This window comes from Nocardia testacea NBRC 100365 (assembly GCF_000308775.1).
In the GTDB taxonomy this organism is placed as follows: Bacteria; Actinomycetota; Actinomycetes; order Mycobacteriales; family Mycobacteriaceae; genus Nocardia; species Nocardia testacea.
Genome location: NZ_BAGJ01000243.1, coordinates 1 through 11,165 on the forward strand (window position 1 = coordinate 1; position 11,165 = coordinate 11,165).

An 11,165-nucleotide genomic window follows, 5' to 3' on the forward strand; every position below is an offset into this window, starting at 1 on the left:
CAGCGTTAAAGAGCAAACCAACCAGCAACCGGTCACCACCGCAGACCGAACCGGGCCTCACCAGCGATCCGCTGCGGCTATGCCATATCCGTTGAATTCTCGGCGGTTACTACCGGAACCCAAGGTCCTCGGTGGCTGTCCGAAGTCTTCGCCCACCTCGGAATTCACCGCAGCCGCCGGGGGCCTCTACGTTCACGGCTTGGACGAGGTCGTTTCGCCGCTTCGTCGCGGACCCGGTCGATCTGGTGGTTGGGGACGAATGCGATAATATCCTTGCGCGAAGTGACCGTCAGTTTGTGGAGGACTGCGGCGATCTGCGCGTCGACGGTCCTGGAGGAGATTCCCCGACGAAGGGCGATTCCGGCATTTGTCCACCCCGCGGCCGCCAGAATTGCGACCTCCTGCTCGGTCACCGTCAGCAAGCTCCAGTGCGACGGTCCGGCGGTGGGGGTCGGATGCTTGGCCGCCGTTTTCGGCAGTGGCAAGGTACCCAGTGCCAGTCGCTGCACTTCCTGCGATTCCGGACGCAGCAATATACCCTGCTTCTCCGCCGCGTCATATGCTTCGGTTCCCAGCACACCCCGTGCCACATCGATCGTCCGGGCAGTCTCGTCACCGAAGGGTCCCATTGCCGCCACCCCCGCGCCGAGTTCCCTACGCAAGGTTTTGGCGCCGCCGATCAGTTGAGCGGTCTCTTTGGCGAGGGCACGGAGCCGGGCCCGATCGGGATGTCCGTTCGTGAGTTGATCGGTGATGATCCGCGCCAATGACCAACTCCGAAACTGGACCGCCAGCAGTGCACCCCATTGGTCTCCTGCCTCCAGGTAATAGGCCAACGCGGCGCGCTCGCTGGCCAAGGCCTGGGCGGGATCACCATGCATGGTCAGCGCGAACGCCCACGCCAACTCACCCCAATACTTCGTCCACTGCACTCCGGAAGCTCTGGTGCGCTCGAGGTGACGTCGCGCTGTCTCCAACGCTTGCTGTTCCTGTCCGAGCGAACTGGCCGCATACGACTCCCACTGCGCCGACATCATCGCGCTGCGGCGTGCCCCGAGTTCCTCGAACATTGTGCGTGCGGGTGCATCTCAGCACTTCGGTTGCCCTCGGGTCTCGGTGGACTTGAACCAGCACTATGCCCCACACCAGTGCCACGGGCGCGGGGAGGTCGGAAGCATCCACGGTGTGCCGCCAGGTTCGCCTGGTGTTCGGATCGTCGATACAGATGTCGATACACGCCTGGAGCATTTCTTCGGCTTCCTCGTGCTCGCCCTGGATCAATGCCGCCCACCCGATAAGCGCCATAGCCTATCTGGGCTCTGGCCCACTTTCGGTGGTGGCCTGGTGAGTTTCAGGCCAGGAGGATGCGGTGGCGGAGCAGCTGGAATCCGGCGCGGCCATACATTTGTCGTTTGATCAGTTTGGTTTTCGTGTTCACACCCTCGATCGGGCCGTTGCTGTAGGGCATGCAGAGGCCGGCCGGAACAGCGTGGTAGTCGCGGTCGATACCGCGCAGGAACGGGTCCAGTTCCGGTAACGCCGCAGCGCGAGCGCTGGTCATCCAGTCGTCGAGGTCACGGCCGCGGTGGTCGGTGACGATGCGGGCGAACCTGCTCACCAACTCCGCAAGCACCGTCAGGTCCGGGCAGGCCGCCAGCAACTCGGTGAGATGAGCGTGTCGCTGCTCGCCCAGCTCGCTGGGGCGGGTGGTGATCCAGGCGGTGAGCCGCCAAGGCGAGGGCATGACCCGGTCGGACTCGGCGCGGCCCTGATTCAGATACTTGTGCAGGAGATTCAGGCTACCGGTGTAACCGAGATCGGTGATCTCGGCCAGCAAAGTAGTCACTGCGACGCCGGGTTCTGTGGCGCGCCGGGAACGCAGGTGATCATGGTAGGGGTCGACCAGACTGGCCCGGTATTGCGGTGGACGGCGCAGCTTCTCGGGTTCGCTGACCCGGGAATACCGCTTCACGGTATTGAGGCCGAGGCCGAGGCGGCGGGCGCAGTCCATGAGTCCGACCCCGTGGTCGAGGAGATCATGGACGGCGTGCCAGCGGGCCAAGGTGGTGGTTTCGCGGGTCAACTGCCGGCGTTTCGGGCCGGCGGCGGCCCAGCAGCGGGCGTGGGCGGCGACCACCTTCTCCGCTGCTCGCACCAGGTTGTGCCACAGGTGCCAGCGATCGGCGATCTGGATCGCTGTCGGGGCGCCACGGCGGATCGCTTCGGCATAGGTCGCCGACCCGTCACGCACGACGAACTCCACGCCGGGATGCTCACGCAACCACGTTTCCAAGGTGGCGGAGCGGCGGTCGGGCAGGACATCGACGCGTACGTGAGTCGCGCCGTCGATCAGCACGGTCCCGTATCGGTGACGGCGCAGCAAGCGAAATCATCCACACTGAGCACCCTCGGCGCTTCCTGAGTCTGCGCCGGGATGCCGAGCAGCACCCGCACGGCGGTCTGGCGCGACAATCGCACCGACCAACGCCCGAGCATTCGGACCGACGCCCGCCCGGCCAGCTCCCGCACCGCCGCACGCATGTGCCCGGTCAACCGGGTAGTGCGCCGCTGATAGCGTTCGAGCACACCGGGGACCTGTTCCCGGAACGTGCGCTGGCAGCCCCGAGTCGGGCAATACAAGCGCCGGACCCGCACTCGAACCACCACACTGCGTCCATCGACCGGCAGATCAGCCAGTCGCCGCACGTGAACACCATGAACGCGGTCCGATCCCGCACCACAACCCGGGCATTCCGCCACACCACCGGGAGTCCGGGCTCGGACCACCAGCCGCGAACCCGCCACACCCCACATCCTCGACGACAAGTGGCGCCAACCCTGAAAACACCACGCCGACACCAACACTCACCTCAGCCACCGGGCTATCGTGCCGCCATCACCTCACAGGCACCACCGAAAGTGGGCCAGAGCCGTTATCCTGGACAGACCCTACTCTCCCTCGACGGCGATGCCTTGGACCCGATCGGCGGGGGAGGAGCGCTGATCGGGTACGCCCGTGTCTCGACCCGCGCCCAGAACCTGGACCGGCAGACCGGCGGGGTGCAAGAAGGTGTTCGCCGACAAGAAGTCCCGCAAGGACGCCGAGCGTGAACAGTTGTCGGCGTGCCTGGACTACAAGCGCGTCGGCGACACCCTCGTCGTCGCCTCCCTCGACCGGCTCGGCCGCTCCCTGCAAGACCTGATCTCGATCGTGGTCGATCTACGCCGCTGCGGTATCGGGTTCCGGCCGCTGCATGAATCCCTCGACACCACCACGCTGGGCGGGCGTTTGGTGTTCCCTGGCTTCGCCGCGCTGGCCGAGTTCATCCGGGAACTGATCATCGACGGCACCAACGAAGTCCTGGCTGCGGCCCGCGCCTCGGCCGGCCACCGGCCATGAGCGTGGTGTAGATTGTACAGGCCCGCGCGCTGGTGACCCGGCCGGATGAGTCGGTGTCATCGATCGCGCGGCTGCTGGGGGTATCGCGGACCACGCAGTACAAGTACATGCGGGAACTGACCATGAAGAGTTGACCACCGAAGGCGTCCGCGCCAGCTCCTTACGGCCACTCATACCGTCTGGATAGGCCGCGTCAGACCGTGACCCTGAATCCAAGGTCCACGTCGCAGGCAGCCTGGCCACCCCGGATCCCCCAGTTCTCGGTTGCGTTTTCGCGAAGTGTGATCGAGACGTGGTCGCGAGGGATTCCTAGCGGTTCGAGGCGTTGGACGATTTCCACGTAGAGGCTTCGCTTCGCCTCGACGGACCTTCCGGTGAAGCAGTCCACCGACACCAACGTCGCGTACTCCGGCCGCTTCAACGCCGGTGGGTGCGCGAATCGATGCGGTTCGTGCACTTGGAGGCGCACATGCTTGTCCTCGGCGGGAATCTTGAAGGCGGCAACAAGTGCCCCATAAACCGCATCGATGATCGCAGTCTCTTCCTCGCGTGACCACTCGCGGCGGACCTCGATGAGCGCCCAAGGCATGGCGTTTCCTTTCTTGTCGGTCGGGCAATGATGCCAGCCCGAGGTCGGCGATTCCATCTGATTATTGGCTCATGCCGCGCCGCGGCGGGCTGAGTAGCTTTCGCCTTCAGCAGCTCCAGTTCCGCCTCGGTGAGGCTGCCGAGGACGGACCTGTCAGTGCTTATCGCGACTGCCGAGTCAGGTGTGAGCAGAGGTCTCACACAGCATGACTTCCCGGTACCAGTCGGTATCGCCCCTCGGGGGCGCCGATGGTCTCAATGACTGCATCGCGCACCAGGCAGCGCCCCTTGTGGCCGCGATGTACTTGCCCGCTCCCACCTTGAGCAAGCAGCTGTAGCAGCTGCGGAGGGTGATTGTTCGTAAGCGATCGGGCTGATCATCCCGATCGATGAATGACGGCGCCGAGTGTTATACCAATGCATCCATTTGTCCACCGCGGCAACGAGTTCAGCTTTTGTTGCATCGACGTGCCAGTAGTAGTGCTCGTGGTTGAACGTCGACCACACCGATTCCGCGCCGGCGTTGTCCCAGCAGATCCCGGTAGCGCCCATCGACCGGTGCAGGCCATGCCGATGACAGGCAGCTGCCATGGCCGGAGCAGTGTAGTGACTACCGCGGTCGGCATGCAGGACGATTCCGCGCCCGTGTCCGCCGCGGGTAGCCATCGCCCTGTCGAGGGCGTCGGTGACCAACTCGGTGCGCATATGGTCGGCCACCGACCAGCCCAGCACCCATTTGGAATGCTCATCCTTGATCGCACAAAAATACATGTCTGCCTCTCCGTAGGTCAGGTAGGTGATGTTGCTGGTCCATACGGCGTGGAGGCGGCCACGGTCGAATCGGCGCCCGACCAGATCCGACGGGAACGACACGCGCGGGTCGACCACGGTCGTGGTGACCTTGAAGATGCGTGGGCTGATCCCTTCGATACCGATCGAGACCATGATCTTGGCGACGGTCTTCTCGGTGACTCGCTCACCGGCCTCGCGCAGGTCGGCGGAGATCCGCGGGGCACCGTAGGTGCCGTCGGATTCCCTGTGATGAGCCACGATCTTGACCGCCCGGTCCGCACGGCGCTGCGCTCGAGGCGTCAACGACCTCGAACAGCAGCGTTCTGGTACTCGTAATTCCCGGACCTCGATACATTCAGTAGCTGCGCCATCCGAGTGACGTCCTCACCAGAACTGCCGGTGAACCTATCAAGGCCTGGTGCTGGGCCGCAGCAGGGTCCTGGACATTGCCTGGCTCATTGGACCGAGGCCGATCACGGTGACCGGTGCGGCGCTCGTAGGCCACCACCGACTGTAACCTCGGCCGCACGGAAGCTCTCGTAGATTCGCGAGAATCCTTCGGAGCCGTGTCCGGCGGCGATCTGCCGGGTGATCAGCGCCTGCACCGCGGCGAGCGTCGCCGGGTTCACGCCCTGCTCGTCGCTGGCGCGCACGATGTAGGACAGATCGGAGAAGTCCAGGCTCTGCTGACCGGCAACGGTGTAGTCGCCGCCGTCGACGACCTGCGCGAAACCAGCGAAACCGCCGGTCATGGCACTGATGAACGGGGTCGCGCGAGCGGCGAAGTCCTTCGCGGTCATACCTTCCGAACCGACCATCGCGGCGCCGTGGAGGAAGCCAGCGAACATGTGGTACATCCCGGACAGCAGGGCAAAATCGATCAGCGACGCCCTACCCGCATCCGAACCGTCGAAGATGCTGGTTGCCCACGCGTCGAGGACTTCACGGTACTGGTCGAAGGCGGTCCGCGAGCCGCTGTAGAAGACCTGTGCACCGGGTGATCCGATCATGGCGGGCACGGCCAGGATCGCGCCGTCGAGGTAGTCGATCCCGTGCACAGCGGCCCATGCAGCCAACTCGCGCGCCTCGTTCGGGGTGGTTGTGGTGAGATTGACCAGCGTCTTGTCGCGCAGCCGATCGACGACGGGGTCGAGTGTTTCGTGCACCGAGGGGTGTCGGAGCAGACAGGCGACGATCAGCGGGTGCGCGGTGACGGTATCGGCGACGGTCGCGCCGGGCTGTGCGCCGCGGTCGACCAGGTCGGCGTCGCGGCCGGCGCTTCGGTTCCACACGGTGACCTGGTGCCCGGCGTCGAGGAGCCGGGCGGCGAGGGAGCTGCCCATCGCCCCGAGCCCGAGCATCGCCACGCCTGTGGCTAGCGGGGTTGTGGTCGGTGAAGTCATGCGTCCATGCTGGACAGCGACACCGGCATTGAAAAGTACCCACTATTTACTTCGGTACTTACCGTTTGGTTAGTGAGGAGGCAGTCGTGGCAAAGAGACCGAGGTCGGGACCGTACATCTGTGGCATTGACGCCGCACTGGACGTCGTGAGCGGCAAGTGGAAGAGCCTGGTCCTGTGGGAGCTCCACGCTCACGGCACCCGGCGCTTCGCCGAACTGCGCCACGCACTGCCAGGGGCCAGCGAGAAGATGCTCACCCTCCATCTGCGCCAGCTGGAGGAAGACGGTCTCATCCACCGCGAGGTCTACGCGGAAGTGCCACCGAAGGTCGAGTACTCCCTTACCGAGGCAGGTGTCTCCCTCAACGAGGCCCTCCGCCCACTCGGCGAGTGGGGTCGGGAACGACTCCGCCGAGAACGTCTCAAGGTCACCGATCTAGATACCCCGCAGACCGTGGCGCCAACAACGTCCTGACCCGCAACAATTAATCCGACCGCGCCCGTCCCGTCACCGGGTCGTTATCGTTGGCGGCCACCGACGGGCGGGCCTTTCGATCGGTCAGAAGCAGCGGCCCGGACTTGCGGCCGACCAGCATCCGCGGTACTAACCGAGCGGTGCCGGTCTGCCACGCGATGACCTCCCGCGCCCCGCCCTTGCGGGTCACCACCGCACACCGGTTCGCCGTATCGAGATCGGGGACATCGAGCATCAGCATCTCCTCGGCACGTGCCGAGGACTCGTACAGCATGTGCCACAACACCCGACCACCGGGTCCGGCATCTACTCGGTGCGTTGGACCTAGAGAGTGTCCTCAAAGCCACATAAGCAGGGTGGCCAGGTCGAGCATCCCGCGGTAAGACGTGGCGGTCTTGTCGTAGCGGGTGGCGATCGCTCGATACTGTTTGAGCCGGTTGAAGCAGCGTTCGACCACGTTGCGACGCCGATAGGCCACCGGATCGAATACCGGTGGCCGGCCACCGGCACTGCCCCGGCGACGCCGGTTGGCCTGCTGATCGACGCGTTCGGGGATCGTTACGGCGATACCACGACTTCGCAGATGGGCTCGGATCGCGCGAGTGGAGTATCCCTTGTCTGCCAGGACCCGCCGCGGTCGCTTTCACGACTGGCCTCGGCCGGGTTTCGGCATCCAGATCCCGGCCAAGACCTGGGTGAACATGGTGCAGTCGTTGACGTTGCCCGCGGTCAGCACGACCGTCAGCGGCCGACCGTGCCCGTCGCACGCGAGATGGATTCTCGTAGCCGGACCACCACGAGAACGCCCGATGGCATGATCAACTGGTTCGCTGTGCCCGCACCCGGATCCGTTGTCCCCCTGTGTGAACCACACGAGTGCGGGCACCGGCAGCGTGCTGATGAACGCGCACCAGCGAGGAATCCACCGACACCTCGCGATCGAGTTCATCGATCGCTTCGGCGATCACCTGCACTCGCTGCACGAGCATCGCCAGGGTGCCGTTGCGTGACCACCGCCAGAACCGGTTGTAGACCGTTTTCCAGGGCCCGTACCGTTCGGGCAGGTCCCGCCACGCCACACCGGTCTTGGCCTTGTAGAGCATCGCGTTCAGGATCCGACGGTCATCCACCCGCGGGCGGCCTTTTGCCCCCGAGACCGGCAACAACGGCTCGATCGCGCGCCACTGTTCCTCGGTCAACTCATGCCTACGCGCCACGACCACACATCAAATCAAATCGGCACCTCGACCGCCCAGGCTTTGAGGACGCTCTCTAGGGAGGGTACGCCTCCTGCGCATCTCTGTCGGCTCCGATCCGCGACCGCCTTCGAGCTCGAGGCCAGCCAATTCTACAGCTGGGCCCGAACCGAGGGCACGACCCGACCGCGGTCACCGCCACTCTCCCGATGCGTATGTGATACCTTTCTGCGTATCTCATACTCGAAGGGTTTAGCAGATGCTCGGACGTGCGGTGATCTGGTTCCTGGGGGCGTATCTGACGGTCAATGTGGTGAACACGGCGATAACGCTCGTATACACGGCAGTTGCCGGCACGACAGTTCCGGATTCCGACTTTCTGTACGATCCCGCATATCAAGCCACCGTGCCGGTACATGTCGTCACGAACCTGCTGATCTGGTGGATATTCGGCCTGATCGCCCTATCTCGGGCGACGCTCGATCGCCGACGACAATCCCTTCGCCTCGGGGTCGCTTGGGTGGTATGCGCAGTCACTATCGATTTTTTGATATATGTCGTAATCCTCGGCAATACCCGCTGGGGGTTGCCGGCGGACGACTACTACATGGCAAACCAGCCATGGGTCACCCTTTCTTACCTCGGAATATTTCTCGGCCCCGTATTGGCGGGCGCATTTGCGCTGAACCGCTCCCGGTGAATGTGACCAGTCGGAATCAGAGTCCCATCAGCCCTGGTCAACCCAGTCTGGCAGGGGTTCATCGGGTCCCGACGGGCCCTTCCTGCCGAACTTGTGAACGGGTCGGCCGGCTAGTTGGACCAATGTTTCGACTCCCTCCCCCAGCCGCTGTTACGCCGAGCTGTCCACAAGACCATCGCCGCGTTGAAGAAATGGTGTCCGCGGCTAGGTCCAGTAATGGAGCAGCGCGACCGGCGCCATAGAGATTACGAGAAGTGGCGAGCTTCGCCCCTCGCGGCGCGGACCTGATGACCCACCAGGGGCAATTCCTGACAACGATCGAACCGGTGCTCGAAGCGAACTGGATTTGGCGGACATCCTCGGCTCCGGGATAAGTCTTTGCCGCTACGTAGCGGTCGATGTGGCGCACTTGCCGACGCGGGTGATAACCCAGCCCTCCTCCTGCGAAAGGTCGCGATGCTGAACAGTAGACAAGACCCGTCCGGTTTCTCAAGGTTTGTTTGTGGGGGATCGATTTCGCCGTGGAAACTTTCAGCGGTCGGCCGGACCGGTTCATCGCTCGCCGACAGGGGCCGGGGTGCCCTGACCCCCCTGAAACATGCTGTTCGACACGAGGATCCGCTGTGGTCCTGGTTGCGGCGCTAAGCGGTAGCTATTGTGTCGGGAAACAAGGCCTACGATCTGATTTCGACTGTTCGCGATAGGATATTGGCATTTTCGGGCCCCTACGCGAGCATATTCGCGAACCCTCCCGAGGTCGTGGGGGGAAAAATTCTTCCGTCTGCGGTGGCCGAGTACACCGGCGCCGATCGATTTCTACAGCCCCGTACCGATGAACCCGGTGGATCGCACAGGATATCGCCTACGCACAGCAGGACGAGCGTCGGCGGTGACCACGGCCCCCGAAACCATAGTTCCGGGGGCGCCGGTTCCGGCGGTGGACCGCCCGGCCCTGGAATGCGCGGCGGCGAACAGCACCCCGGCGATTTCAGTGTCACTCTTCCCAACGGAAAGAGCTTGCGGTGCCGTGCCGAGGGGCCGGAGGACGGGACACCGATCTTCCAGATCCACGGAACGCCGGGCAGCCGAGTGGATACCGCCCCGCCCGGACTACTCGATTGGTTGAACGTCCGGCTGATCACCTACGACCGCCCGGGTTATGGTGGCTCGGACCTACAGCGGGGGTTGATCGTTGCAAGTTCCGCCGGGCATGTCCGTGCGATCGCCGACCATCTCAGAATCGGCGAGTTCGCTGTCGTGGGTAGATCGGGCGGCGCGCCGCACGCGGCGGCGGCAGCGGCTGGCATGCCGGACCGGGTCACCCGGCTCGGACTGCTCGTCCCTCTGGCACCATCTGATGTGATGAAAGCTGGGTATTTCAAGGGCATGGACCAGCAAGCTGGACTGGACCTATCGGCCAAAGACGAAGAGAATTTTTTGCTGAGCATGGCCGCATGTGACGACAAGCTAGCAAATTTCAATAATAACCCTACCGATCCGACCAAGATCATAGGTACCGACTGGGGTGACCTCGGTGATAAGGACAAAGAAGTTGTGACCAGAAACGCCGAACACCTCTGCGCAATGTACACCGAAGCTTTGAGGGTAAATGGGGCCGATGCTTGGAAAGAGGATGTAAGGACCATTATGGCCAGGCCTTCGGGGATCGACTTCGGGGCCATCAAATGCCATACCATGATCTGGTCCCCAGAAGGAGATGGACACACACCTTCCGCCCACGCGCACGCGATCGCCGAAGCATTGCCGCGGGAGCTGGTGCAGGTGTATTCGGTGCCCGACGATGCCGTAGGTCATCTGAGTGCGATCGAGATAAAGCCGGGTGCTTACGCGTGGCTGTCCGGTCGGGAGGATCTGGCCCTCTTCCCGACCAGCGCATCCTCCGGCCGTTTCTCTGGGAAACCCATCCTCACCAGCGTCGATCAGTGGACCAGGCTGGCAGGGTTCGACGTCAGGTGAACCCAGAAAGGTGATGCGGTACCGGTGTCCCTTGTCGAGTTGCACGAGGATACATGGCGCGTCGGGGTGGTCGAGCCGGGGCGGACACGGCTCCGAACCGGGCACCCGGCTGGGGGCAATGGTCCGATGGGGGCAATCGTTGAGCGATCTTTTGCATGGCAGCTGAACCGACCCGGGTTCGATGCACACCGGTTTATCTGTCTCCAGCGGTGTGCTGGGTCAGATCGGCATAGTAGTCGGCTTCGTACTCGGCGGGTGGTTTGCGTCCGAGGCGGTGCATGAGCCGTGAGGTGTTGTACCAGCCGACCCAGTCCGCGGTGAGCAGCTCGACATCGGCAAGCCGGGTCAGTGCACCGCACCGGAACGGGGAGTCATCGCGGATCGCTTCGGTCTTGTAGAGCCCGATCGTGGTTTCGGCCAGGGCATTATCGTAGGCGCCGCCGACCGACCAGACCGATGGACGTAAGCCGGAAAGCATCAGTGCCTCACCGAGTTTCACTGAGGTGTATTGCGACCCTGCGTCCGAATGGTGGATCGTCGATCCGTTCCACGGGAAGCCTTGCCGGGCCCGCAACGCTGCCGCCGAGCGGATCGCCGACTCGACGAAAATGGTTTCCTTGCTCGTCGAGCACTCCC

The 11,165-nt window shown here is 63.8% G+C and carries 11 protein-coding genes and 2 pseudogenes; 5 read left to right on the forward strand and 8 right to left on the reverse strand.

What is annotated here, in order from left to right:
- Nucleotides 1-164: 164 nt before the first annotated feature.
- Both ON38_RS26025 and ON38_RS26030 read right to left on the reverse strand, forming a co-directional pair.
- The gene (locus ON38_RS26025) at nucleotides 165-1,070 is read right to left on the reverse strand and encodes a helix-turn-helix transcriptional regulator (RefSeq protein WP_039827655.1); all 906 of its coding nucleotides are present in this window, start codon (nucleotides 1,068-1,070) and stop codon (nucleotides 165-167) included.
- A gap of 281 nt (nucleotides 1,071-1,351) precedes the next feature.
- Nucleotides 1,352-2,878, reverse strand: a pseudogene (locus ON38_RS26030) (ISL3 family transposase).
- Between the two features lie 192 nt (nucleotides 2,879-3,070).
- Between ON38_RS26030 and ON38_RS26035 the strand changes: the two are divergent.
- Nucleotides 3,071-3,400: a recombinase family protein gene (locus tag ON38_RS26035; protein ID WP_245564206.1), complete on the forward strand. Its 330-nt coding sequence runs from the start codon at nucleotides 3,071-3,073 to the stop codon at nucleotides 3,398-3,400.
- A 29-nt stretch (nucleotides 3,401-3,429) separates the two neighbouring features.
- Nucleotides 3,430-3,534: a hypothetical protein gene (locus ON38_RS37630; protein ID WP_281004630.1), complete on the forward strand. Its 105-nt coding sequence runs from the start codon at nucleotides 3,430-3,432 to the stop codon at nucleotides 3,532-3,534.
- A gap of 59 nt (nucleotides 3,535-3,593) precedes the next feature.
- On the opposite strand, the gene ON38_RS26040 is transcribed toward ON38_RS37630, so the two are convergent.
- The 3 genes from ON38_RS26040 to ON38_RS26050 all read right to left on the reverse strand — a co-directional run bounded on the left by ON38_RS26040 (nucleotide 3,594) and on the right by ON38_RS26050 (nucleotide 6,183).
- Nucleotides 3,594-3,989: a tautomerase family protein gene (locus ON38_RS26040; protein ID WP_039827656.1), complete on the reverse strand. Its 396-nt coding sequence runs from the start codon at nucleotides 3,987-3,989 to the stop codon at nucleotides 3,594-3,596.
- A gap of 254 nt (nucleotides 3,990-4,243) precedes the next feature.
- Nucleotides 4,244-5,083 carry an IS3 family transposase gene (locus ON38_RS26045; RefSeq protein ID WP_157181900.1) on the reverse strand — a complete coding sequence of 280 codons (840 nt, stop codon included), beginning with the start codon at nucleotides 5,081-5,083 and terminating at the stop codon, nucleotides 4,244-4,246.
- A gap of 170 nt (nucleotides 5,084-5,253) precedes the next feature.
- Nucleotides 5,254-6,183, reverse strand: coding sequence for an NAD(P)-dependent oxidoreductase (locus ON38_RS26050; protein WP_051165187.1), 930 nt, complete (start codon nucleotides 6,181-6,183; stop codon nucleotides 5,254-5,256).
- A 146-nt stretch (nucleotides 6,184-6,329) separates the two neighbouring features.
- On the opposite strand from ON38_RS26050, the gene ON38_RS26055 reads away from it, so the two are divergent.
- Nucleotides 6,330-6,656: a winged helix-turn-helix transcriptional regulator gene (locus ON38_RS26055; RefSeq protein ID WP_281004629.1), complete on the forward strand. Its 327-nt coding sequence runs from the start codon at nucleotides 6,330-6,332 to the stop codon at nucleotides 6,654-6,656.
- 10 nt (nucleotides 6,657-6,666) lie between these two features.
- On the opposite strand, the gene ON38_RS26060 is transcribed toward ON38_RS26055, so the two are convergent.
- Together ON38_RS26060 and ON38_RS35160 are read right to left on the reverse strand one after the other, a co-directional pair.
- Nucleotides 6,667-6,930 carry a site-specific integrase gene (locus ON38_RS26060; protein ID WP_245564208.1) on the reverse strand — a complete coding sequence of 88 codons (264 nt, stop codon included), beginning with the start codon at nucleotides 6,928-6,930 and terminating at the stop codon, nucleotides 6,667-6,669.
- 63 nt (nucleotides 6,931-6,993) lie between these two features.
- Nucleotides 6,994-7,879, reverse strand: a pseudogene (locus ON38_RS35160) (IS5 family transposase).
- 232 nt (nucleotides 7,880-8,111) lie between these two features.
- On the opposite strand from ON38_RS35160, the gene ON38_RS26075 reads away from it, so the two are divergent.
- Nucleotides 8,112-8,552 (forward strand): hypothetical protein, encoded by a 441-nt coding sequence (locus ON38_RS26075; protein ID WP_039827659.1) that lies wholly within the window; start codon nucleotides 8,112-8,114, stop codon nucleotides 8,550-8,552.
- 957 nt (nucleotides 8,553-9,509) lie between these two features.
- Nucleotides 9,510-10,529 carry an alpha/beta fold hydrolase gene (locus ON38_RS26080; RefSeq protein WP_051165188.1) on the forward strand — a complete coding sequence of 340 codons (1,020 nt, stop codon included), beginning with the start codon at nucleotides 9,510-9,512 and terminating at the stop codon, nucleotides 10,527-10,529.
- A 193-nt stretch (nucleotides 10,530-10,722) separates the two neighbouring features.
- Here the strand turns inward: ON38_RS26080 and ON38_RS26085 are convergent.
- A partial coding sequence (locus ON38_RS26085; protein WP_039827660.1) for an integrase core domain-containing protein occupies nucleotides 10,723-11,165 on the reverse strand: 443 nt, incomplete at its 5' end.